Source organism: Aminobacter sp. BE322 (genome assembly GCF_050433525.1).
Taxonomy (GTDB): domain Bacteria; phylum Pseudomonadota; class Alphaproteobacteria; order Rhizobiales; family Rhizobiaceae; genus Aminobacter.
Genome location: NZ_JBNPXB010000018.1, coordinates 1 through 22,103, shown reverse-complemented (window position 1 = coordinate 22,103; position 22,103 = coordinate 1). Strand labels below are relative to the sequence as shown.

Genomic DNA, 22,103 nt, shown 5'->3' with positions numbered 1-22,103 from the left:
GTGCCTGGTCAGGCCGCTTCCGGAATGCCGGTGTCGAGAAGGGCGAGGTTGCGGCCGCGGTTCTTGGCCTCGTAGAGCCACTTGTCGGCGGTCCGCATAAGTTCGGAGACATTGGCGTCGGTCGCGCAGTTGGTCCCGCCGATGCTGACCGTCAGCGGCACCACGCGGCCCTCCTCCGGCTTGAAGCGCAGCAGTTCGACTTCGCTGCGGACGCGTTCGGCCACGAGCCTCGCCTCGTCCTGCGAGGCGCCCACCAGGAACGCGGCGAACTCCTCGCCGCCGATGCGGCCGAGCACGTCGCCGCTGCGCACCGCGCCGCGGATCGCGCCGGCGATCATCAGCAGCGCCTGGTCGCCGGTCAGGTGGCCGAAATTGTCGTTGATGCGCTTGAAATGATCGGCGTCGATGATGAGCAGCGCGCCGCGGTCGCTCCGGCGCCGGGACCCGTCGAGGGCCGCAAAGAAATTCTCGCGGTTGAGCATGCCGGTCATCTCGTCGCGGCTGGCCTTTTCCGACAGGCGCTTGTGGGCGGCGGCGAGCTGACCGTGCGCCACGGTCAGTTCCTCGTGCGCCAGCCTCAGCTTCTCGCGCTGCCAGAAATTATGGAACGCGAATGGAAAACCGATCAGCAGAGGACATAGGATCGGCAAGATGTAGGCGGCTTTGTCGATCGTTCCGCCCAGCAGCGTGATGACCGACAGGACGATCACCATTGTAGCTGCCATGCACAACAGCGTGACGAAAACCGACTTCCAGAAGATACGCTTCACTTTCAACTCCCTGCCGGCTGTTGAAATGCCAGCATGACCTGAAGGTGATCTTTCCACGGTGGTTAAAATTTGATCTACCCAACGTAATTTCGTGGGTGGCACATACGAAAATATTTCCTGTCCTTCACCCCTCGCTCTTGCATCCGCGCTTACAAAATCCGCGATCCGTGGCATAAGGTCTGCATGACCGAGCTTCCCGATCCCGCCCGCTTCGACCACGTCACCGACTGGGTCTTCGACCTCGACAACACGCTCTATCCGCACCATTCGAACCTGTTCGCGCAGATCGACGTGAAGATGACGGCCTATGTGTCGGAGCTGCTGACGCTGTCGCGCGAGGACGCGCGCAAGCTGCAGAAGCAGCTCTACCTCGAATACGGCACGACGCTGAACGGCCTGATGCAGCGCCACGGCATCGATCCGGACGCCTTCCTCGAGCACGTGCACGACATCGACTATTCCTGGCTGGTGCCCGACCCGGTGCTGGGCGCGGCCATCCGCCAGCTGCCCGGCCGCAAGTTCATCTTCACCAACGGCAACCGCGGCCATGCCGAGCGCACGGCGCGGCAGCTGGGCATCCTCGACCATTTCGACGACATCTTCGACATCGTGGCGGCAGGGCTGACCCCCAAGCCGGCGCGCCAGACCTACGAGAAGTTCGCCGCCCTGCACAACGTCACCGGCCCGAATGCGGTGATGTTCGAGGACCTGGCGCGCAACCTCGCCGTGCCCAAGTCGCTCGGCATGACGACGGTGCTGATCGTGCCGCGCAACTTCGAGCCCACATTCTCGGAGATCTGGGAGCGCGATCCGCAGAACGAGGACGACGTCGACTTCGTCACCGACGATCTCGCCACCTTCCTGACGACCATCGTCGAGGCCAATACGAAGTGAGGCGCTTCACCCCGGTCGAGGCGCGGATCGATGCTGCGGCACATGCCGTGCTCGACCGCCTGCCGGCCGGCGGTGTCTCGGGCGCGCTGATCGAGTTCCTGGTGTTCGGCCTCAAGCAGGCCTGGGCCTGCCTGTTCGGCGGCGCCATGCTGGCGCTCATCCTCGCCACCAAGTTCTGGTGGCCCGAGGGCGCGGGGCTGGCGCGCTACGACTTCCTGTTCCTGGCCGCCCTCGGCATCCAGGCCGCGATGCTGGCGTTCAGGCTGGAAAAGCCGTCCGAGGCCAAGGTCATCCTGATCTTCCACCTCGTCGGCACCGCGATGGAGGTCTTCAAGACCTCCGCCGGCTCCTGGGCTTATCCGGAAGAAAGCTTCTTCCGCATCGGCGGGGTGCCGCTGTTCTCCGGCTTCATGTACGCGGCCGTCGGCTCCTACCTCGCCCGCATCAGCCGCATCTTCGACATGCGCTATACGCGCTATCCGCCGATCTGGGCGACGCTGCTGCTCTGCGTGGCGATCTACGTCAACTTCTTCGCCCACCACTTCACGGTCGACATCCGCTACGTCCTGTTCGCCGCCACCGCGCTCATCTACCTCAGGACGGTGGTGCACTACCGCGTCTTCCGCGGCCGCCACCGCATGCCGCTGCTGCTCGGCTTCCTGCTCGTCGCCCTGTTCATCTGGTTCGCCGAGAACATCGGCACCTGGTCGCGCGCCTGGATCTATCCCGGCCAGCACCACGGCTGGACGCCGGTCTCCATCCAGAAGCTCGGCGCCTGGTACCTCCTGATGATCATCTCCTTCGTGCTGGTGACGCTCGTGCACCGTCCCCAGCCGCTGGAAGAGAAGGCCAAGTCCGGCTCAAAGGCCGTAGAAGCGGCTGATGATGTCCCAGGCCTCGTCGGCGGTGTCGACGTAGTCGATGATGTCCTGGTCGCCGGGGGTGATCGTGCCCTGGTCCGCCAGGAAGTCGAGGTCGAACGCACGCTGCCAGAATGACTTGCCGAACAGGATGACCGGCACGCGCTCCATGCGGCCGGTCTGGATCAGCGTCAGCGTCTCGAACAGCTCGTCCATGGTGCCGAAGCCGCCGGGGAAGACCGCAACCGCCTTGGCGCGCATGACGAAATGCATCTTGCGGATGGCGAAGTAGTGGAAATTGAAGCAGAGCTCGGGCGTCACGTAGGGGTTCGGCGCCTGCTCGTGCGGCAGCACGATGTTGAGGCCGATGGAAGGCGCGCCGACGTCGTCGGCACCGCGGTTGCCGGCTTCCATGACGCCGGGCCCGCCGCCGGTCACGACGACGAACTCGCGATAGTAGGACGCGGCCGAATGCTGCGAGCAGATGCGCGCGAACTTGCGCGCCTCGTCGTAGTAGCGGCTGTTGGCCTCGAGGTGCTTGCGCTGGGTCTCGTTCTTGGCCGCCCAGGCCTCGCCGCCCGGCTCGGGGATGCGGGCGCCGCCGAACAGGATGACGGTCGAGCGGATGCCGCGCTCGGCGAGAATCATCTCGGGCTTGAGCAGTTCGAGCTGCAGCCGCACGGGGCGCAGTTCGCGCTGAGTCATGAAGTCCTCGTCGTTCCAGGCGAGCCTGTAGGTCGACGCGCGGGTCTGCGGCGTGTCGGGCACGCTCTTGGCCCGTTCAAGGTCCTCGTCGGAGTGGGGCAGCGGCGTCCAGCCAGCCTTTTCCATAGGATTCATTCTTTGCTCAGTCCCAATATACCGTTGACCGCGACATTCCGCGACGTCACCGCGATTGACCCCCCGATAAGCCTGAAATAGGGTCCGCCGCGATTTGCTGCCAGCTTAGAAGCCTTAACCTTAACGGCCCGTAACGGAGATGTTCATGTCGAAGCCCGACCTCGCCAGCCTCGAAAAGACAATCGACAAGGCGTTCGAGGAACGCGACGGCATTTCGACCTCCACGCGCGGTGAAGTCCGCGAGGCCATCGACAGCGCGCTCGACCTGCTCGACAAGGGCGTTTCGCGCGTCGCCGAGCGCCAGGAAGACGGCAAGTGGCACGTCAACCAGTGGCTCAAGAAAGCCGTCCTGCTCTCCTTCCGCCTCAACCCGATGGGACTGATCCCGGGCGCGCCCGGCGGCGCGTCGTGGTGGGACAAGGTGCCGTCCAAGTTCGACGGCTGGGGCTCGGTCGACTTCGAGAAGGCCGGCTTCCGCGCCGTGCCTTCGGCGATCGTGCGCCGCTCTGCCTTCGTCGCGCCGGGCGCGGTGCTGATGCCGTCCTTCGTCAATGTCGGCGCCTATGTCGACACCGGCACCATGGTCGACACCTGGGCCTCGGTCGGCTCCTGCGCCCAGATCGGCAAGAACGTCCACCTGTCCGGCGGCGTCGGCATCGGCGGCGTGCTGGAGCCGATGCAGGCCGGCCCGACCATCATCGAGGACAACTGCTTCATCGGCGCGCGCTCGGAGGTCGTCGAGGGCTGCATCGTGCGCGAGGGCTCGGTGCTCGGCATGGGCGTGTTCATCGGCCAGTCGACCAAGATCGTCGACCGCGCCACCGGCGAAGTGTTCTACGGCGAAGTGCCGGCCAACTCGGTCGTCGTCGCCGGCTCGCTGCCGGGCAAGCCGCTGCCGAACGGCGAGCCTGGCCCGAGCCTCTATTGCGCCGTCATCGTCAAGCGCGTCGACGCCAAGACCCGTTCCAAGACCTCGATCAACGAGCTGCTGCGCGATTGATCTTTCGCTGAAACCGAAGCAACCTCGGCCGGCGCGCAGGACATGTGCGCCGGTTAGCTTCGGAGGGGTGAAATGGACTGGAAGTATCTTCTGACCAGCTTCGACGGACGCATCAATCGCGCCAAGTTCTGGGCGGGCATCGGCGTGATGATCGCCGTCAGCATCGTCGCCAGCTTGCTTGACATGGTGCTCGGCCTGCGCGTCGGCGAGGCGGGCTACGGCGTCATCGGCATCATCGTTGCCATCGCCTCGATCTATTTTGCGCTGGCCATTTACGCCAAGCGCTGGCATGACCGCGGCAAGTCGGGCTGGTGGAGCCTGATTGCAATCGTTCCCGTCATCGGTGCCATCTGGATCCTGGTCGAGCTCGGGATCCTCGAAGGCGACCGGGGCGCGAACCAATACGGACCGGATCCGCTTGCCTAACAAACTCGATTATTTCTGGCTGTTCTTCCGCTTCTCCGGCCGCGTCAGCCGGGCAGCCTACGTGCTCGGCTTCCTGTTCATGCTGATGGTGGTGTCGTTCCCGCTCTACCAGTTCATGCGCGTGCACCCGGAAAGCTCGGCGGCACAGCTCTGGTCGCTGCTGTTCGGCCTGACCTTCTTCGCCTTCCTGTGGGCGCATGTCGCCTTCAGCGTCAAGCGCCTGCACGATTTCGACAAGCCCGGGCTGCTCGCGATCACGCTGTTCATCCCGATCGTCTCGATCATCACCTTCGTGGTGCTCTGCTTCTACCCGGGCACGCCCGGGCCGAACCAGTTCGGCAGCCAGACCAACGCGCCACGCTAGTCAGACAGGGTCCGGTGCGATGTCCTACAGAACACTCGACCCGGAAAAGATCGCAGCCACGGCGCAGTCGCTCAAGGCGCGCATCGGCGACCGCTTTCCCAATTCCGGCCTCGCCGGCGTCGCCTCCGAACTGGTGGCGATGTCGCGCGACCTCGCCATATCGGCCGAGAAGCTGGCGCGGCCGATCTGGTGGCTCAGGATCGTCACCTGGTCGGTGATCGCGCTGGGCGCCGGCATGTTCGTCTTCGTCGGCTCGATCCTGTCCTTCGACCGCATCTCGACCGGCGCCTTCGACTTCGTGCAGGGGGTGGAGGCGACGCTCAACACGCTGATCCTCGGCGGGGTCGGCTTCATCGCCCTCAACAGCGTCGAGCAGCGGCTGAAGCGCCAGGAAATCTTCAAGGAGCTGCACGGCCTGCGCTCGCTGATCCATGTCATCGACATGCACCAGCTGACCAAGGACCCGGCGGCACTGTCGGTCGCGTTCACGCCGACGCCGCACTCGCCGCAGCGGATCAAGGACCCCGCCGAGCTCGCCCGCTATCTCGACTATTGCTCGGAGATGCTGTCGGTGACGGGCAAGCTCGCCGCGCTCTTCGCGCAGGCCATCCAGGACGAAGTGGTGACGAGCGCGGTCAACGACATCGAGGACCTCGGCTCCAACCTGTCGCGCAAGATCTGGCAGAAGATCACGCTGATCGAATCCGCCAGGCCGAATTGACAGTCGGCGGCCGCGGCGTCGAGGCTGGCCGCACCGCCCTCGGCCGCATGGCTGCCTTCCTCTGGGCAAGGTTGTGACCGCGCCACGCTGTCGCGAGGCTGGATGCCGATGCCTTTGAGGCAACCGAACGCCGTGACAGGGCGCGGCGATTCAATTATCGCTGTCGCCATGAAGCTGCCGACAGACCCCACCGAGAACCTTGCCGCCCTGATCCGTTGCCAGTCGGTGACGCCCGCCGAGGGCGGCGCGCTGACTGCGCTCGAAGCCATGCTGAAACCGCTCGGCTTTGCGGTGGACCGCCCGACCTTCTCGGAAAAGGGCACGCCCGACGTCGAGAACCTCTACGCCCGCCGCTCCGGCAACGGCCCGCATCTGATGTTCGCCGGCCATACCGACGTGGTGCCGGTGGGCGACGAGGCGGCATGGACGCATCCGCCGTTCTCGGCGGCGATCGACAAGGGCGAGATGTACGGCCGCGGCGCCGTCGACATGAAGGGCGGCATCGCCTGCTTCGTCGCGGCGATCGCCCGCCATGTCGAGGCCAAGGGCGGGCCGAAGGGATCGATCTCGCTGGTGATCACCGGCGACGAGGAGGGTCCGTCGATCAACGGTACGAAGAAGCTGCTGGAGTGGGCCGCCGAACGCGGCGAGAAGTGGGACGCCTCGCTGGTCGGCGAGCCGACCAATCCGGACCAGCTCGGCGACATGATCAAGATCGGCCGGCGCGGCTCGCTCTCGGCCACCGTCACCGTCAACGGGCGCCAGGGGCATGCCGCCTATCCGCATCTCGCCGACAACCCGGTGCGCGGGCTGATGACGCTGGTCGACGCGCTGCTCGCGCCCGCCTTCGACAAGGGCACCGGGGACTTCCAGCCATCGAACCTCGAAGTGACGACCTTCGACGTCGGCAACCCGGCGACCAACGTCATCCCGGCCAGGGCGACGGCTGTCTTCAATATCCGCTTCAACGACACCTGGACGGCGGAGACGCTGCAGGCCGAGATCCATAACCGGCTGGACAAGGCGAGTGGCCGCAAGAAGTACCGCAAGGGCCGCAAGGAGCCGATCGACTTCGACATCGCCTGGCGCGACACGCCGAGCCATGTCTTCCTCACCCGCGACGACAAGCTGATCGAGGCGCTGGCCGGCTCGATCGAGGCGGTGACGGGGCGCAAGCCGAAGCTTTCGACGACCGGCGGCACCTCCGATGCGCGTTTCATCAAGGACTACTGCCCGGTGGTGGAGTTCGGCCTCGTCGGCAAGACCATGCACATGGTCGACGAGCGCGTGCCGCTTGCCGAACTGGAGGCGCTGACACAGGTCTACCAGCGTTTCCTCGAGGACTGGTTCGGATAGTTTTTCGACCATGCTGCCGACCGAAGACATCCAGCGTTATCTGTCGGGGGCCTGGCGGCTGATGCTGGGCAAGGCCGACGGGCTGCGCCTGCTCGACCTCAGCGCCGACGGTTTCTGGAATTCCTTCTTCGCCATCCTCGTCGCGGCCCCGGCCCTCATCGTCGGCTGGGTCGGCGTGTCGGACGAGATCGCCGTGCAGTCGGCGGCCTTTGCCGGTCGCTTCGGCGTGATCGTGCGGCTGGCGCTGATCGATCTCGGCGCCTGGATCCTGCCGATCGTCGCCTTCGCGCTGGTGGCCCGGCGCGCCGGCGTCGGCGATCGCTTCGTGCACTATGTGGTCGCCAGCAACTGGACCTCGGCGATCATCGCCTGGCTGATGCTGCCCGCCGCCTTGCTGCGCATGCTGCTTCCGTCGGCGGAGGGCCTCACCACGCCGCTGTCGCTGCTGCTGTTCGGCCTGTCGATGGTGTTCAGCTGGCGGATGACCAATGCCGCGATCGGCAAGGGAGCCGCCGTCGGCTCGGCGGTCTTTGCCGGCATGTTCGTGGTGTCGCTGCTCGTGCTTCTGACGCTGCAGGCGGCGCTCGGCATCGCCGCGCCCACGCCTCCTTAGCGCCAGCAGGCGGCGGCCGCCGCCACCAGCATCAGCCCGGCCGCCGCCAGGGCCGAAACGGTGAAGCCGAAGCTCGCATAGAGCGGACCGAAGGCCGTGGTGCCGACGAAAACGGCCAGGTAGGTGACGGCGCTGTTCAGCCCCATGATCGTGCCGCGCCGGGCCGGGTCGAGCGCCGACAGGCGCATCACCAGAACGTTGAGCCCGAAATGGTTGGCCAGCCCCCAAAGCGCCATGGCGGCGACCAGCGCGGCGAAGCTGCCGGCGATTGCCGCGAGAAGCACATAGACGGCAGCGACCGCGAGATAGGCGAACGGCATCACCCGCCGGGCGCCCAGCCGGTCGACGATGCCGTCGAGCAGTGCTGCCGCGCCGAAGCCGATGCCGTAGGACACCGCCGCCAGGCCGTTGGCGCTGACCGGGCGGCCGAGCCCCTGGTGCAGGTGGTCGCCCAGATAGCCGTAGACGCCGTAGAACGCGGTCATGAAGGCGCCGCAGGCAATGAGCAGCGGCACGATGCCCGGCGTGCTCAGGGCCTGGAGCGGCGCCGGCGCGGCCGTGCCGCTCGGCCTGTCCGCCAGCGAGATCGTCGACAGGCTTGCCGCCGCGGCCGCGGCCAGAATCGCGACGACACCGAAGACCGCCCGCCAGTGGACGAGGTCGGCGAGCACCGCCGACAACGACACGCCGGCGACCATGGAAAGGGTCCAGCCGGTCAGCACGACGCCGATGGTGCCGCTCTCGCGGCCGCGCGGCGCGATCGCCGCGGCGCTTGAATAGATCGCCGGCAGGGCAATGCCGGCGGCGACCCCGGCAAAGAGCTGCGCTGCGATCAGCACCGGGATGGCGGGCGCCAGCGCGCTCGCGCCAAGCGCCAAAGCAAGCAAGGCCAGGGCGCGCTGCAGCATGCGCCTTGCACCGAAACGGTCGATGTAGCGGGCGAGGAACAGGGCGCTCGCCGCCGTGCCGAGGCCGAAGGCCGAGGAAGCTGCCATGACGAGCGCCACCGACGTGCCGAAGCCGTTCGCGACTTCCGGCGCGATCGGCCCGAGCACGAGCGAGTTGGAGCCGATGGCGGCAACGCAGGCGGTCAGGAGATAGGCCGTCCGGGGTATGCGGGCGAGCGGCTCGGCAACGACGGGAAAGGGTTGATCGACGTTCGACATGGGCGCATGTTGGCCGAATGGAGTTCGGCTTCAACGGAGAATTTCCGCATGGATGAAGAAACAGACGGCATTCGGCCGAGCAAGCTTCCGGAGCGTGGGGTCGATGCGGCGGACCGAAGGCTGTTAGGCGTGCTGGTGGAGGATGCAACCGTCTCCTACGCCGAGCTGGGCGAGAAGGCGGGCCTTTCCGCGCCGTCGGCGCATGAAAGGGTCAAGCGCATGCGCCGGTCGGGCGCCATCCGCCAGACGGTGGCCATGGCGGACCCCAAGGCCATCGGCAAGCCGCTCCTGGCCTTCGTCCATGTCGACACCAGGGGCTGGGGCAAGACCCCGGAGCTGATGGCGGTTTCGGCCTTTCCGGAGGTCGAGGAGATCCACACCGTCGCCGGCGACACCTGCATGCTGCTCAAGGTCCGCACCGAGGACACGCGCGCGCTCGAAGGGCTGCTCGCCCGTCTCTACGACACGCCGGGCGTGACCTCGACGCGCAGCTACGTGGTGCTGTCGACCTATCTCGAACGGCCGGTGCAGCCGGGCATCACCCAGGAATGGCCGGCACCCAGGCACGGCGCCAGACCGCTCTACGATTGAGTAGCCGGGGCTAATAGTCGACGCCGGTGAGGAACAGCCCGTCCGGCGGCGCCACCTGGCCGCAGGCGGCGCGGTCGCGGGCGTCGAGCGCGGCCCTGAGGTCGGCGGCCGTCCAGGCCCCCTCGCCGACGCGCTTGAGGCTGCCCACCATGGACCGCACCTGGTTGTGCAGGAACGACCGCGCCGAGGCGCCGATCTCGATCGTGTCGCCCGACCGCGTCACCTCGAGCCGGTCGAGCGTCCTCAGCGGGCTGTTGGCCTGGCACTGGGCAGAGCGGAAGGTGGTGAAATCGTGCCGGCCGAGCAGAACCTTGGCGGCTTCCGCCATCGCCTCGTGGTCGAGGCGCCTGGGCACCCACCAGACCTGGCCGCGTTCGAGGGCTGCCGGGGCCCGGCGGTTGAGGATGCGGTAGATGTAGTGGCGTCCCGTCGCCGAGAAGCGGGCGTCGAAGGTCTCGTCCACCCGCCGCGCCGCCAGGATGGCGACCGTCTCGCCCGCCTGCTGCAGATGCGCGTTCACCGCGTCGCGCACCGTGTCATCGGGCCATTCGCGGGTCAGGTCGGCATGCGCCACCTGGGCGGTGGCGTGCACGCCGGCATCGGTACGGCCGGCGCCACGCAGCGATATCGCGTCGCCCGAGAACTTGAGCACCGCCTGCTCGATGGCCGCCTGGATGGTATGATTGCCGGCCTGCCGCTGCCATCCGGCATAGGCGCGGCCGTCATATTCGATGTCGAGGCGGTATCGGGGCATGCGGACTGCGTCAGGCGGCCAGCGCCGTTCCGAAGGCCGAGGCATAGACGAGCCGGCCGGTCGCCGGCGCCTCGTCGCTCCAGGCCAGCGCCTGCAGCGCCTCGCACTGGTAGTCGCTCTCGAATCCGGCAGCGCGCTCGTGGCTGTAGCCGAAGCGGCCGTAATAGGCCGGATCGCCCAGAACCACGGCGAGCTGCTCGCCGGCGTCCCTGAGCCGGATATGGGCCTCGCGCACCAGCGCGCCGCCGATGCCGGTGCGGTGGAAATCGGGCTCGACGGCCAGCGGCGCCAGCGCCACCGCCGGGAAGGCCTTGCTGCCGTTCTGCACATAGAGGCGCGAGAACAGCACGTGGCCCACCACCTGGCCGTCTTCCTCGGCCACCAGCTCGACGATGGCGGCGCCGTCGGCAACCAGCGCATCCACCAGTCCGGCCTCGGCCTTCTGGCCGAAGGCGTGTTCCTCGACGAGGCCGATCGCCTCGCGGTCACGCGGCGTCGCCGCGCGGATCGACATCATGCTCATGACAACTTCATTCCTTTTTCGATCTTGGCACCGCGCAGAAATTCATCCGCGGTGACGGGTTTTCCTCCCGCCTTCTGCACCTCGACCAACCTGACGGCGCCCTCGCCGCAGGCAATCTCCAACCGGTCGTCGAGAACCGTTCCCGGCTCTCCCTGTCCAGCGGCCAGGCGCGAGCGCAAAACCTTGAGACGCTCCTGCCTTCCGCCGATTTCGTATTCGCACCACGCGCCGGGAAACGGCGACAGGCCGCGGATAATGCTGTCGACTGCCGCCGCCGGCAAGCGCCAATCGATCCTGGCCTCGGCCTTGTCGATCTTTCTGGCGTAGGTGACACCTTCGCCGGGCTGCGGCACCGATTCAAGCGTTCCCGCCTCGAGCGCGGCCAGCGCCTCCACCATCAGCGACGCCCCGACCGCCATGAGACGGTCGTGCAGCTCGCCCGCCGTCATTTCGGGTCCAATCGCGACTTTTTCAAGTCGGGCGACGGGTCCGGTGTCCAGGCCCTCGTCCATGCGCATGACCATCATGCCGGTTTCCTGGTCGCCGGCCATGATGGCGCGCTGGATGGGAGCCGCGCCCCGCCAGCGCGGCAGCAGCGAGGCATGGCCGTTGTAGCAGCCGAGCCGGGTGCCTTCGAGGATCGGCTTCGGCAACAGCAGGCCGTAGGCGACGACGACCGCGACATCGGCGTTCAGCGCGCGGAAGGCGGCCTGCTCCGCCTCGCCTTTCAACGACAGCGGCGTCCGCACCTCGATGCCGAGCCGCTCGGCCTCCCGGTGCACCGGCGAGGGCGTCAGCTCCAGGCCGCGCCGGCCGGCCGCGCGCGGCGGCTGCGAATAGACGGCCACGACCTCATGGCCGGCCTCGGCTATGGCGCGCAGCGTCGGTACGGAAAAATCCGGCGTGCCCATAAAGATGACGCGAAGGCTCATTCGGACAAGACGATCTCATCTGCCCCGGCGGCGACGGCCGACCGTTCAGGCCATCGCTTCAAACGGGTTTACGAGCCCGAGGTCAAGCCCGTCGAAGTCACGGACGTTGCGGGTCGCGAGCCTTGCACCGTGGACGATGCAGATGGCGGCGATCATGGCGTCCTGGACGCTGATGACTCGGCCCAGGCCTTCGCGCTGCGCCCTGATCCTGCCCGTCAGCGCTGGTGCCCGGCCGTCGAATTCGAGGATTCGGCCGCGAAACTGCTCTTCCAAACCGCCTAGGATCGTCAGGTACTTGTCCGACCCGGTGCGCACCAGGTGCTTTTCCGCGCCATAGGCCAGTTCCATGACGACCGGCCCGCAGAGATACAAGTCTTGCCCCGGCTGGCGATCGAACCATTGCATCAATTCAGTGTTGGGCCTCGGCTTGTCAGCTTCGGAGATGACATTGGTGTCGAGGACGATCATTGCTCGTCATCGGCCTCGATGCCGAAACTCACCGGCCTGCCAAAGTCGCGCTTTCGCAGCGCTTCAACCTCTTCCATCACCTCGGCGAACCCGCCATCGGGCGCGCCCTGGCTCTCGAAGACGGCGCGCAGCGCTTGCCACGCCGAGCCCTTCGGCGCGGCGTCGTCGTCACGTTCTGTCAGCAGCCCCTTCTGCAACAGATCGACAGCCTTGTCGGAAAGGCTCTGGCCGCGCGCCTTGGCCGCCTCGGCTATCTCTCGCTTCACGGCTTCCGGAATGTTCCTGATCAGCAGGTCACCCATGGGCGCCTCCATCGTTTGATATCGATGATATCAAATCCCGGCCGGGCGCGCAAAACGGGTGGAATTCAGCCCACCATGCGGCTCGGCGGGCGGTCCTTGGCGAGCTTCTTGAACTTGCGCATGACCATGTCGCGCTTGAGCTTGGAGATGTAGTCGATGAACAGGACCCCATCGAGGTGGTCGATCTCGTGCTGCAGGCAGGTGGCGAGCAGGCCGTCGGCCTCGACTTCCTGCTCCTTGCCGTGCTCGTCGAGATACTTCACCCGGACCGTCGCCGGCCGCTCGACCTCGGCATAGTAGTCGGGGATCGACAGGCAGCCTTCCTCGTAGACCGAGCGCTCGTCGCTGCGCGCCAGAACCTCGGGGTTGATGACGACACGCGGCGCCGGCTCCTCGCCTTCCTTGGCGAGGTCGATCACCAGCATGCGCAGCGGCTCGCCGACCTGGATGGCGGCCAGGCCGATGCCGGGGGCGTCATACATGGTGTCGAGCATGTCGCGCGCGAACTGGCGCATGGCGTCGTCGATGCGCTCGACCGGCTTGGAAACCTCGCGCAGCAGCGGATCGGGAAGGATGATGAGCGGCTTGATCGTCATGCGCCTCACCTAGGATGTCCGGCGGAAAGCGTCAACAGCATCCACATCCAGATGTTCCCGTTTTGATCTAACATCGGGCCGCGAATCGGCTATGGTGCAGGCGATGAGCCCTGTTTCCTCGATACTTTCCGAACCTGTCGCCCAGCTCGGCGCGACCACCATCACCCTCGGCCAGGCCCTGGCGCTGGCGGCGACGCTCTTCCTCGCCCTGCTGGTGGCGCTGGTCGTGGCGCTGTGGCGCTCGGCCAGGGCGCGTTCGGTGGCCGCCGCGGAAGCCGCCGACCATGCCCGCGACGCGGAAGCCCGCATGGCCGGCATCCTGCAGGCCCAGGCCGAGATGCAGGGCAGGCTCGGCACGGTGGCCGAGATCTTCGGCTCGCGCCAGGCGGAGCTGACGCAGTCGCTCAGCCAGCGGCTCGACGCCATGACCGGCCGCATCGGCCAGACCATGGCCGAGCAGACCAAATCGACGCACGAAAGCCTCGCCAGACTTCAGGAACGGCTGGCCGTCATCGACACGGCCCAGGGCAACATCCAGTCGCTGGCCGGCCAGGTGGTGCAGTTGCAGGCGATCCTTTCCAACAAGCAGACGCGCGGTGCCTTCGGCCAGTCGCGCATGGAGGCGATCGTGGCCGACGGCCTGCCGCAGGGCGGCTACGAATTCCAGGCGACGCTTTCCAACGGCAGCCGGCCGGACTGCCTGATCCGCATGCCCAACGACGCGCCCTCGCTCGCCATCGACGCAAAATTCCCGCTGGAAGCCTGGAACGCCATCCGCGCCGCCGAGGGCACCGACGCCCAGAAAGTCGCCGCCCAGGCGTTCCGCCGGGACATCGAGGTGCATATCCGCGACATCGCCGAAAAGTACCTGATCGCGGGCGAGACGCAGGACACGGCCTTCATGTTCGTGCCGTCGGAATCCGTCTTCGCCGAGATCCACGAGAACTTCGAGGCGCTGGTGCAGCGCGCCCACCGCGCCCGCATCGTCATCGTCTCGCCATCGCTGCTGATGCTGTCGATCCAGGTGATCCAGGCGATCCTCAAGGACGCCCGCATGCGCGAGCAGGCGCACCTGATCCAGGGCGAGGTGATCCGGCTGATGGAGGATGTCGGCCGCGTCGACGAACGCGTGCGCAAGCTGCAGAACCATTTCGGCCAGGCATCCAGGGACATCGACGACATACTGGTGTCGACGTCCAAGGTCACCAAACGCGGCCAGAAGATCGAGGCGCTCGAGTTCGCCACCGGCCACGCCGCCGGCGAAGCCGAGGAGCCACCCAGGCCGCAAGGCGCCCGGGCGGCGGACTCCAAGACAGGCCAGCTCAGGCTGCGCGTCGTCGAGGAAAACGACTGAGGCGCGCGCAAGCAGGCTGGGCCTGGGTCAGCTCTGCTTCTCGATCGTTTCCATGCCCTCGAACTCGGGCAGCCAGTGCAGCGCCGAGCGATGCCAGACCTGCCGGCGCGGCACCAACTGCTCGCGCTGGTCGGAGGTGCCGGTCCTGAGGCCGTAGACCTTCGGCCCCTCGCCCACCGAGGTCGCGAACAGATGCGAGCCGCATTCGGGGCAGAACCCTTGCGCCCGCTTGTTGCCGCTCTCGCTGGTCTTCACATAGACCTTCGGCGTGCCGGTGAACGCGATCTTGTCTTCGGGAACCGCCACGGTGACGCGGAAGGCCGTGCCAGTGAGCTTCTGGCAGTCGGTGCAATGGCAGATCGCCGTCTTTTCCGGGTCGACATCGGCCTCGTAGGTGATGGCGCCGCAATGGCACCCGCCCCGGATTTTCATCGCTCTCCTCCCTGAACATCTCGGCCAGGTCGCCGGCCGGAACGAATGTAGCGGCCACGGCCCCGCCCTCAAGCCCTTTTTGCCTGCCCGCTGCTGCCTCTTGCCAGTTCGGCAACTTCGCGTTTCACTCTGGCTCCAGTACAGGAGGATCGAATCATGGCCAAAGGTGCGATGAAGGCGGGCAAGGAGCCTCGCAAGCCCAAGAAGGACGCCAAGAAGCCGGCCCCTGCGCCTACCTTCAAGGCGCCTCCGGTGCAGGCGACCAAGATCAAGGACAAGTAAAACCGCATGGCTGGCATGCCCGGCATGCCAGCCGGAGCTGTTGAATCAAGCCTCGGAAATTTCTATCTTTCCGGGCGCAGGGACGACCTTGCGCTTCCGTTATCAATTCCGGCCGGGACGACCCGCCAATTCGCTGGAGCGTTCCATGGCATGGACCTATCTGTTTTTCGCTGGCCTGTTTGAAATCGGCTGGGCAATCGGGCTCAAATACACCGAAGGCTTCACCCGGCCGATGCCGACCGTGCTCACCGTCGTTTCGATGATCATCAGTCTCGGCCTGCTCGGCCTGGCGCTGAAGACCCTGCCCGTCGGCACGGCCTATGCGATCTGGACCGGCATCGGCACGGTGGGCACGGCAATGCTCGGCATCTGGCTGCTTGGCGAGCCCGCAACCGCACTCCGCCTTGCCTGTATCGGCCTCATCGTGTCGGGCATCGTCGGCCTCAAGCTGGTCGCCTGAACATCCTGAAACGTCGTCGCGGCCTGCCCCATACGGCGGGCCGCGATATCCTAAACTGATGGCGTCCATTTGCGAACGCGCGCACAAAAACCCACCACCGGGGCTTGGCGTCTCCGGTGGCGGGCTTTTCGATCCGTGAATACGTTCTAGGCGATCAGCCGTAGTTGGCCGAAGGCGGCATCCGCTTGCCGCGCGCCTTGCGCGCTGCGTAGCGTGCGTCGCGCTTGGCCTTGCGCTCGGCCTCGTCGGCGAGCAGGCGGGCGATACGGTCGCCTTCTTCGGCCTCGCGTGCCTTGGCTTCCGCCAGTGCGGCCTCTTCGGCAGCCAGGCGCTCGGCCTCGGCCCTGGCTTCGCGCTCGGCCTTCTCGGCCGCCTCGCGCGCCAGGCGTTCCTGACGGAGCTTTTCCTTCTCGGCCTCGCGGATGGCGCGCGCCTCGAGGATGCGCTTGCGCTCTTCCTGGCGGGCGATCACTGCCGGATCGTCTGCTGCCGGGCGGGCCTTGAATTTTTCGAGTAGTGCTTTCTTCGCCACGCCGGCGGCGTCACGCCGCTCGGCGAAGTTCTTTTCCCTGTAAATTGCCAAGAGTCATTTCCCTGAAGTCAAGTGACGCCGCTTACATACGCAGCGAGAGCGCAAGTTCAAGCGCGAATTCCGCATGCCAGCCATGATTTCCACGCGTGTTGCAGCAGGGAAACGCCACCACTGTTCGACAATCGCCGGGGATTGTTCACCAGCTGGAGACTGGCAGGCACGCGCTCCAATAGCTAGCTCTAGGCGCAAAGGCAACCCGAGGATGCACACATGGAACTTGGCCTCTACACCTTTGCCGACGTCAGCCCCGAAGCCGGGCCCGGTGCCATCGGACCGCACGAGCGGCTGCGCAACCTGATCGAGGAGATCGAGCTCGCCGACCAGGTCGGCCTCGACGTGTTCGGGCTGGGCGAGCACCATCGCCCCGACTATGCCGCATCGGCACCGGTCGTCGCCCTTGCCGCGGCGGCGGAGCGGACCAGGAAGATCAGGCTCACCAGTGCTGTGACCGTGCTTTCCTCCGACGACCCCGTGCGCGTGTTCCAGCAGTTCGCCACGCTCGACCTGCTTTCGGGCGGGCGTGCCGAGATCATGGCCGGGCGCGGGTCGTTCATCGAATCCTTCCCGCTGTTCGGCTACAATCTCGACGACTATGACGACCTCTTCGCCGAGAAGCTCGATCTGCTTCTCGCCCTGCGCGACAGCGAGCGCGTGACCTGGTCCGGCACCCACCGCGCCGCCATCAACGATCGCGGCGTCTATCCCCGCCCCTACCAGGAGAAATTGCCGGTCTGGATCGCCATCGGCGGCACGCCGCAGTCGGCGGCGCGCGCCGGCGTGCTCGGCCTGCCGCTGGCGCTTGCCATCATCGGCGGCGAGCCGGCGCGCTTTGCGCCGCTGTTCGACCTCTACCGCGAGGCCGCGCGCCGCGGCGGCCAGGATCCGGCCAAGCTCGCCACCAGCATCAACGTCCACGGCTTCGTCGCAGAGACCACGGAACAGGCGGCCGACGATTTCTACCTGCCGCAGGCCGAAGTGATGAACCGCATCGGCCGCGAACGCGGCTGGGGGCCGACCAGCCGGGCGCATTTCGACCAAGCGCGCAGCCCGAAGGGCGCGCTGTTCGTCGGCAATCCGGAAGTCGTGGCCGAGAAGATCGTCGCCCAGCACAAGCTGTTCAGGAACGACCGCTTCCTGCTGCAGATGGCGATCGGCACCATGCCGCACGCCAAGATCATGAAGGCGATCGAGCTCTACGGCACCAAGGTGGCCCCGCTGGTGCGCAAGGAACTTGCCGCGGCAACCCCGGCCGAACCCGCCGTCCCGGCCGCCTGAGGCGCCCGCTGGACCAAGACATCCGACGCGCCCGCGGGTTTGTATGCCGCGGGCGCGTGCCTATATCCGGCGGGACCCATCCCGCCGGAGCCGCTTCATGACCACCCTTTCCGTGCTCGACCTTTCGCCCGTCACCGAGGGCAGCACCGCCGCGCAATCGCTGCGCAACAGCCTCGACCTCGCCCAGCACGCCGAAAGGCTCGGCTTCCACCGCTACTGGCTGGCCGAGCACCACAACATGCCGGGCATCGCCAGCGCCGCCACCTCGGTGGTGATCGCCCATGTCGCGGCCGGCACCAGCACCATCCGCGTCGGCGCCGGCGGCATCATGCTGCCCAACCACGCACCGCTGGTGATCGCCGAGCAGTTCGGCACGCTCGCCGCCCTGCACCCGGGCCGCATCGACCTCGGCATCGGCCGGGCGCCCGGCACCGACATGCTGACCGCGCGTGCGCTCAGGCGGAACCTCGAGGCAAGCGTCGACAACTTCCCGCAGGACGTGGTCGAGCTGATGGGCTATTTCGAGCCGGCGACGGCGGACCAGCGCCTGCGCGCCGTGCCCGGCGAGAGCGAACAGGTCGAGGTCTGGGTGCTGGGCTCCAGCCTCTACGGCGCCCAGCTCGCCGCCATGCTCGGCCTGCCCTACGCCTTCGCATCGCATTTCGCGCCGGCCGAACTCGACCGCGCGCTGGACATCTACCGCACGCGTTTTCAGCCCTCGGAGCGGCTCGCCAAGCCGCATGCCATGCTCGGCGTAAACATCGTCGCAGCCGAGACCGACCACGAGGCGAAGCTCCTCTTCACCTCGGTCCAGCAGGCCTTCGTCAACCTGCGCGGCGGCCGGCCCGGCAAACTGCCGGCGCCCGTCGAGGGCTACGAGCGCGACCTCGATCCGGTCGCGCGGCAGATGCTGGCGCAGACGCTTTCCTGCGCCATCGTCGGCTCGCGCGACACCGTGAGAAGCGGCCTCGAAGCCTTCATCGCCCGAACCGGCGTAGACGAGCTGATGGTCACGTCGCAGGTCTTCGACCATGAGGCACGCAGGCGATCCTACGAGATTCTGGCCGAGGTGCACCGGGAGATGAAGGCGACGGCGTAGCGCTTTTGCCTCATACCCCCACCCCTCGCCCCTCCCCACAAGGGGGAGGGGAATCCTGTCTGCGCCACGGTCATCCAACTGGCGGCAGCAACGCAGAAGATTGGATTTGAGGGCGTGGCGGTTCCAAGAGTTCCCCTCCCCCTTTAGGGGTGGGGGTACCGTCAGTTGCGATCGAGATTGGTCACCGCAACGCCTCGACGGTCGCCTTGTCGGGAAAACACGTCGCGGCGCCGCCGTTCCTGGCCTGCCAGTCGCCGATCGAGCGGCGCGTCTTGTAGCCCGGCAGGCCGTCGGCGCCGCCGACGTCGTAGCCGAGCTTTTCCAACCCGCGCTGCAAGGCGGCGATGTCGGAGCGGTAGAGCCCGTCGACCTTGCCCCAACTACCTGAGAAGCGCCTGTCGCCGCCGGAGATGCGGTCGGCGCCGTGGCCGATGAAGAGCGCATAGAGATCGCTCTCGTTGTATTGCTTGAGCACGTAGAAATTCGGCGTGACGATGAAGGCCGGGCCGTTGCGCCCGGCGGGCATCATCAGAAAGCCCTCGGCGCGCATCTCGTTCTGCGGGAACGGCTTGCCGCCGACGCGGGCGATCCCCATCGCCGCCCAGTCCGCTATCTTCCTGCCCCGATCTGGGCCTTCCAGCGCGCAGGTCACGCTGTCGGGCACCGACACCTCGAAGCCCCAGTCGCGCCCCCTCGCCCAGCCATAGCCGACGAGATAGTTGGCGATGGAGGCCAGCGTGTCGGGCGTCGAATTCCAGATGTCGGCGCGGCTGTCGCCGTCGAAATCGACCGCATGCTTGAGGAACGAGGTCGGCAGGAACTGCGGCTGGCCGAGCGCGCCGGCCCAGGAGGAGCGCATGCCGTCGCGGCTGACGAGGCCGCGGTCGAGCATCTCGAGGCCGGCCAGAAGCTCCTTGCGGAACATGTCCTTGCGGGTGGCGAGGAACGCCTTGGTGCCCAGCACCTCGAAGGCGTCGTAGGGCATCCTGGCGGCGCCGAAGCCGGATTCGCGGCCCCAGATGGCGAGCACCACGCCGCCCGGCACGCCGTAGCGCTTCTCGATCGCGGCAAGCGTCCCGGCATTGGCGCCGGCGCGGCTGCGGCCGCCCGCGGTGACGGCACCGAGCGTCTTCTCGGCGAAATAGTTGCCCGGCGAGCCGAACTCGGCCTGGTGCTGCATCTTCGGCGTCTTCGGCTTTTCGCCCGGCAGGACGAGGTCGGGCAGCTTGAGATTGGGCGAAACGCCGGCAAAGGCCGCATCGAAGGTCGCCCTGGAGATGCCCCTGGCCTTGGCTTCCGGCCAGAGATCCTTGGCCAGCCAGGCCTGGAACTGATCGTCGATGGGCGCGGCGGAGGCGGGGGTGGCCGGCAAGAGCGCGGCGAAGGCCACTGCAAACAATGCTGCCAGCATCGAAAGGTTGCGTTTCTTCGCACCCCCCTCTGGCCTGCCGGCCATCTCCCCCGCAAGGGGGGAGATCAGCTGGCGCCACCGTCTCCGCCAATCACCAACGTCACAGGATGAGCGCTGAGCTTCACACTGCTGATCTCCCCCCTTGCGGGGGAGATGGCCGGCAGGCCAGAGGGGGGTGGGAAGGAGCTGCGACGATTCAGAAACTTTGCTCATGCAGCTTCCTTCACCGCAATTAAGTCAAAAGACGGTCCGCGACCTGAGCGCCGCGGCAAGCGTTCCCTCGTCGAGATAGTCGAGTTCGCCGCCGACGGGCACGCCATGCGCCAGCCGCGTCACCTTGACGTCGAAGCCGGAGAGCTGGTCGGTCAGGTAATGCGCCGTGGTCTGGCCCTCGACCGTGGCGTTGACGGCGAGGATGATCTCGCTCACCCCGCCCTCGGCCACGCGGGTGACGAGCTGCTTGATGGTGAGCTGGTCCGGGCCGATGCCGTCGAGCGGCGACAGCGTGCCGCCGAGCACATGGAAACGCGCATTCATCGCGCCCGCCCGCTCCAGCGCCCAGAGGTCGGAGACGTCCTCGACCACGATGATGGTGGCCGGGTCGCGCCGCGGATCGGTGCAGATCATGCAGGGGTCGGAGGTGTCGACATTGCCGCAGGTCGAGCAGACCCGGACCTTGTCCACCGCCTCGCCCATGGCGGCCGCCAGCGGCGCGAGCAGCTGCTCCTTCTTCTTGATCAGGTGAAGAGCGGCGCGGCGGGCCGAACGCGGTCCCAGCCCCGGCACCTTGGCCAGGAGCTGGATCAGGCGTTCGATCTCGGGACCGGCGATTCGCTTGGACATGCGAGGGGTATAGAGCGAGTAGGGAATGGTGAGTAGCGAATAGTGAAGGAAGGGGCGGTCGCGCGCCTCCTTCAACCCACACTACTGACTATTCGCCATTCCCTGTTCGCTCACTCTATCGGCCGGTCCTGGCTGGCGATCAGCGCGCCGATCGCATCGGCCTGCTGCGGACTCGCCTGGAAGGACATGGCGCTCGCGAGCGACGCGTCGGTCCCCGCCGAGGCCACGGTGACCGGCCCGTTGTCGTCCGCGCCGGGCAGCGCCGGCGGCGCGGCCGAGGCCACCACCGTCTCCGGCTCGGCCGGAAGGCGCGGCCGGTTGCGGCTGCGCTTCTCGTAGAAGGCATTGCCGCCGGCGACCGTCGTGTAGAACATGTTCTTGTAGGGGAACTTCAGCCCGGCGGTGTGGAAGAACATGACGTTGGGCGTGACCTTGGGATGGCGCTCGCCCTTGAGCACCGCGTCGGCGGCGGCCTGCACGTCGGGCAACGCCTTGGAATTCATCGGCTTGGACAAAACGCCGGGCGCGAACTGGTTCTTCTGGCCGACGACGCCGCAGACCGTGTCGCCATAGTCGCCCGACTTCAGCCGGTTCATGACGACCGAGCCCACGGCGATCATGCCGTCGCGGCTGGATCGGTTGGATTCGAAGAACATGGCCCGGGCCAGGCATTCCTTGTCCCTGGCGCTGTAGCCATAGGACCTGACCGAGCTGGTGGTGACCCCATCCGTCAGCTTGCTGGTGGTGCAACCGGATATGACGAACAGGGTTGCGGCGACGCCGACGAAAATCGGCATCTTCCCTCTCATGGCGATCAAAAGCGCCCCTCTCCAAAGCCCGCCACGAACCCCGGAATGAGGCTACAATCCTCTATTTTCGGGCAAAAAGATGGCCGAATGCCAATTGGGCGATCAGGCAGGGGTCGCGAAGCCGATGATTGAGATGATCGAGGCCGGCAAGCTCGCCCCGCAGATGCTCATAGGCAAGCACGTCAGCCTCGACGAAGCGCCGGCGGCGCTGATGGCGATGGACCGGTTCGAGGGGCTGGGGATCAGCGTGGTGACGCGGTTCTAAGGGGCGAGTAGCGAGTAGCGAGTAGCGAGTAGCGAGTAGCGAGTAGCGAGTAGCGAGTAGCGAGTAGCGAGTAGCGAGTAGCGAGTAGCGAGTAGCGAGTAGCGA

27 protein-coding genes and 2 pseudogenes are annotated in these 22,103 nt (G+C 66.8%); 15 read left to right on the top strand and 14 right to left on the bottom strand.

Annotation, left to right across the window (positions count from 1 at the left end; translation table 11 throughout):
* Positions 1–8: 8 nt before the first annotated feature.
* Positions 9–770: a GGDEF domain-containing protein gene (locus tag J2X50_RS20640; RefSeq protein WP_429097782.1), complete on the bottom strand. Its 762-nt coding sequence runs from the start codon at positions 768–770 to the stop codon at positions 9–11.
* Between the two features lie 183 nt (positions 771–953).
* On the opposite strand from J2X50_RS20640, the gene J2X50_RS20635 reads away from it, so the two are divergent.
* Together J2X50_RS20635 and J2X50_RS20630 are read left to right on the top strand one after the other, a co-directional pair.
* Positions 954–1,664, top strand: coding sequence for a pyrimidine 5'-nucleotidase (locus tag J2X50_RS20635; RefSeq protein ID WP_340036158.1), 711 nt, complete (start codon positions 954–956; stop codon positions 1,662–1,664).
* A pseudogene (locus tag J2X50_RS20630) lies at positions 1,661–2,500 on the top strand (DUF817 domain-containing protein); the annotation flags it as partial. The gene J2X50_RS20635 and the pseudogene J2X50_RS20630, both read left to right, overlap by 4 nt.
* A gap of 24 nt (positions 2,501–2,524) precedes the next feature.
* Here J2X50_RS20630 and J2X50_RS20625 read toward each other — a convergent pair.
* Positions 2,525–3,364 carry an LOG family protein gene (locus J2X50_RS20625; protein WP_340036157.1) on the bottom strand — a complete coding sequence of 280 codons (840 nt, stop codon included), beginning with the start codon at positions 3,362–3,364 and terminating at the stop codon, positions 2,525–2,527.
* A gap of 145 nt (positions 3,365–3,509) precedes the next feature.
* Here J2X50_RS20625 and dapD point away from each other — a divergent pair, with 145 nt between their 5' ends.
* From dapD to J2X50_RS20595, 6 genes are all read left to right on the top strand, one after another.
* Positions 3,510–4,364 (top strand): 2,3,4,5-tetrahydropyridine-2,6-dicarboxylate N-succinyltransferase, encoded by an 855-nt coding sequence (dapD, locus tag J2X50_RS20620; RefSeq protein ID WP_429097781.1) that lies wholly within the window; start codon positions 3,510–3,512, stop codon positions 4,362–4,364.
* Positions 4,365–4,436: 72 nt separating this feature from the next.
* Positions 4,437–4,790 (top strand): DUF805 domain-containing protein, encoded by a 354-nt coding sequence (locus J2X50_RS20615; RefSeq protein WP_429097780.1) that lies wholly within the window; start codon positions 4,437–4,439, stop codon positions 4,788–4,790.
* Positions 4,783–5,154 carry a DUF805 domain-containing protein gene (locus J2X50_RS20610; protein WP_429097779.1) on the top strand — a complete coding sequence of 124 codons (372 nt, stop codon included), beginning with the start codon at positions 4,783–4,785 and terminating at the stop codon, positions 5,152–5,154. The genes J2X50_RS20615 and J2X50_RS20610 overlap by 8 nt, the downstream gene beginning before the upstream one ends.
* A gap of 19 nt (positions 5,155–5,173) precedes the next feature.
* On the top strand, positions 5,174–5,875 hold the full coding sequence (locus tag J2X50_RS20605) for a hypothetical protein (RefSeq protein ID WP_429097778.1): 702 nt from the start codon (positions 5,174–5,176) through the stop codon (positions 5,873–5,875).
* A gap of 168 nt (positions 5,876–6,043) precedes the next feature.
* Complete coding sequence (gene dapE, locus J2X50_RS20600) at positions 6,044–7,231, top strand: succinyl-diaminopimelate desuccinylase (protein ID WP_429097777.1); 1,188 nt, start codon at positions 6,044–6,046, stop codon at positions 7,229–7,231.
* A gap of 10 nt (positions 7,232–7,241) precedes the next feature.
* A complete protein-coding gene (locus tag J2X50_RS20595; protein WP_429097776.1) occupies positions 7,242–7,844 on the top strand; it encodes a transporter in 603 nt (200 codons plus the stop codon).
* Here the strand turns inward: J2X50_RS20595 and J2X50_RS20590 are convergent.
* Positions 7,841–9,010 (bottom strand): MFS transporter, encoded by a 1,170-nt coding sequence (locus J2X50_RS20590; RefSeq protein WP_429097775.1) that lies wholly within the window; start codon positions 9,008–9,010, stop codon positions 7,841–7,843. The two genes, J2X50_RS20595 and J2X50_RS20590, sit on opposite strands and share 4 nt — an antisense overlap.
* Before the next feature lie 48 nt (positions 9,011–9,058).
* On the opposite strand from J2X50_RS20590, the gene J2X50_RS20585 reads away from it, so the two are divergent.
* A complete protein-coding gene (locus J2X50_RS20585; RefSeq protein WP_429097774.1) occupies positions 9,059–9,601 on the top strand; it encodes an Lrp/AsnC family transcriptional regulator in 543 nt (180 codons plus the stop codon).
* Between the two features lie 10 nt (positions 9,602–9,611).
* On the opposite strand, the gene truA is transcribed toward J2X50_RS20585, so the two are convergent.
* From truA to def, 6 genes are all read right to left on the bottom strand, one after another.
* Positions 9,612–10,355, bottom strand: a complete 744-nt coding sequence (truA, locus tag J2X50_RS20580) for a tRNA pseudouridine(38-40) synthase TruA (protein ID WP_429097773.1) — start codon at positions 10,353–10,355, stop codon at positions 9,612–9,614.
* A 10-nt stretch (positions 10,356–10,365) separates the two neighbouring features.
* The gene (locus J2X50_RS20575) at positions 10,366–10,878 is read right to left on the bottom strand and encodes a GNAT family N-acetyltransferase (protein WP_429097772.1); all 513 of its coding nucleotides are present in this window, start codon (positions 10,876–10,878) and stop codon (positions 10,366–10,368) included.
* The gene (fmt, locus tag J2X50_RS20570; RefSeq protein WP_429097771.1) at positions 10,875–11,810 is read right to left on the bottom strand and encodes a methionyl-tRNA formyltransferase; all 936 of its coding nucleotides are present in this window, start codon (positions 11,808–11,810) and stop codon (positions 10,875–10,877) included. Before fmt ends, J2X50_RS20575 begins: the two co-directional genes overlap by 4 nt.
* A gap of 45 nt (positions 11,811–11,855) precedes the next feature.
* Positions 11,856–12,278 (bottom strand): type II toxin-antitoxin system VapC family toxin, encoded by a 423-nt coding sequence (locus J2X50_RS20565; protein ID WP_429097770.1) that lies wholly within the window; start codon positions 12,276–12,278, stop codon positions 11,856–11,858.
* Positions 12,275–12,580, bottom strand: coding sequence for a plasmid stabilization protein (locus tag J2X50_RS20560; RefSeq protein ID WP_429097769.1), 306 nt, complete (start codon positions 12,578–12,580; stop codon positions 12,275–12,277). The genes J2X50_RS20565 and J2X50_RS20560 overlap by 4 nt, the downstream gene beginning before the upstream one ends.
* Positions 12,581–12,645: 65 nt before the next feature.
* Positions 12,646–13,176, bottom strand: coding sequence for a peptide deformylase (def, locus tag J2X50_RS20555; protein WP_429097768.1), 531 nt, complete (start codon positions 13,174–13,176; stop codon positions 12,646–12,648).
* A gap of 103 nt (positions 13,177–13,279) precedes the next feature.
* Between def and J2X50_RS20550 the strand changes: the two genes are divergently transcribed.
* Positions 13,280–14,530, top strand: a complete 1,251-nt coding sequence (locus J2X50_RS20550; RefSeq protein WP_429097767.1) for a DNA recombination protein RmuC — start codon at positions 13,280–13,282, stop codon at positions 14,528–14,530.
* A gap of 27 nt (positions 14,531–14,557) precedes the next feature.
* On the opposite strand, the gene J2X50_RS20545 is transcribed toward J2X50_RS20550, so the two are convergent.
* A complete protein-coding gene (locus J2X50_RS20545) occupies positions 14,558–14,962 on the bottom strand; it encodes a GFA family protein (protein WP_429097766.1) in 405 nt (134 codons plus the stop codon).
* A gap of 156 nt (positions 14,963–15,118) precedes the next feature.
* Between J2X50_RS20545 and J2X50_RS20540 the strand changes: the two genes are divergently transcribed.
* Both J2X50_RS20540 and sugE read left to right on the top strand, forming a co-directional pair.
* Positions 15,119–15,244 (top strand): hypothetical protein, encoded by a 126-nt coding sequence (locus tag J2X50_RS20540; RefSeq protein WP_429097765.1) that lies wholly within the window; start codon positions 15,119–15,121, stop codon positions 15,242–15,244.
* Between the two features lie 145 nt (positions 15,245–15,389).
* Positions 15,390–15,704 carry a quaternary ammonium compound efflux SMR transporter SugE gene (gene sugE / locus J2X50_RS20535; RefSeq protein ID WP_429097764.1) on the top strand — a complete coding sequence of 105 codons (315 nt, stop codon included), beginning with the start codon at positions 15,390–15,392 and terminating at the stop codon, positions 15,702–15,704.
* Positions 15,705–15,858: 154 nt separating this feature from the next.
* Here sugE and J2X50_RS20530 read toward each other — a convergent pair whose 3' ends face one another.
* Positions 15,859–16,287 (bottom strand): DUF6481 family protein, encoded by a 429-nt coding sequence (locus J2X50_RS20530; protein WP_429097763.1) that lies wholly within the window; start codon positions 16,285–16,287, stop codon positions 15,859–15,861.
* 219 nt (positions 16,288–16,506) lie between these two features.
* On the opposite strand from J2X50_RS20530, the gene J2X50_RS20525 reads away from it, so the two are divergent.
* A complete protein-coding gene (locus tag J2X50_RS20525; protein ID WP_429097762.1) occupies positions 16,507–17,571 on the top strand; it encodes an LLM class flavin-dependent oxidoreductase in 1,065 nt (354 codons plus the stop codon).
* Between the two features lie 97 nt (positions 17,572–17,668).
* The gene (locus J2X50_RS20520; RefSeq protein ID WP_429097761.1) at positions 17,669–18,670 is read left to right on the top strand and encodes an LLM class flavin-dependent oxidoreductase; all 1,002 of its coding nucleotides are present in this window, start codon (positions 17,669–17,671) and stop codon (positions 18,668–18,670) included.
* A 181-nt stretch (positions 18,671–18,851) separates the two neighbouring features.
* Here J2X50_RS20520 and J2X50_RS20515 read toward each other — a convergent pair whose 3' ends face one another.
* From J2X50_RS20515 to J2X50_RS20505, 3 genes are all read right to left on the bottom strand, one after another.
* The gene (locus J2X50_RS20515; RefSeq protein ID WP_429097760.1) at positions 18,852–20,081 is read right to left on the bottom strand and encodes a lytic murein transglycosylase; all 1,230 of its coding nucleotides are present in this window, start codon (positions 20,079–20,081) and stop codon (positions 18,852–18,854) included.
* Positions 20,082–20,318: 237 nt separating this feature from the next.
* Positions 20,319–20,924, bottom strand: coding sequence for a recombination mediator RecR (gene recR, locus J2X50_RS20510; protein ID WP_429097843.1), 606 nt, complete (start codon positions 20,922–20,924; stop codon positions 20,319–20,321).
* 110 nt (positions 20,925–21,034) lie between these two features.
* Positions 21,035–21,721, bottom strand: coding sequence for a cell wall hydrolase (locus tag J2X50_RS20505; RefSeq protein WP_429097759.1), 687 nt, complete (start codon positions 21,719–21,721; stop codon positions 21,035–21,037).
* 109 nt (positions 21,722–21,830) lie between these two features.
* On the opposite strand from J2X50_RS20505, the pseudogene J2X50_RS20500 reads away from it, so the two are divergent.
* Positions 21,831–21,998 (top strand): annotated as a pseudogene (locus J2X50_RS20500) (alcohol dehydrogenase); the annotation flags it as partial.
* Between the last annotated feature and the right edge of the window lie 105 nt (positions 21,999–22,103).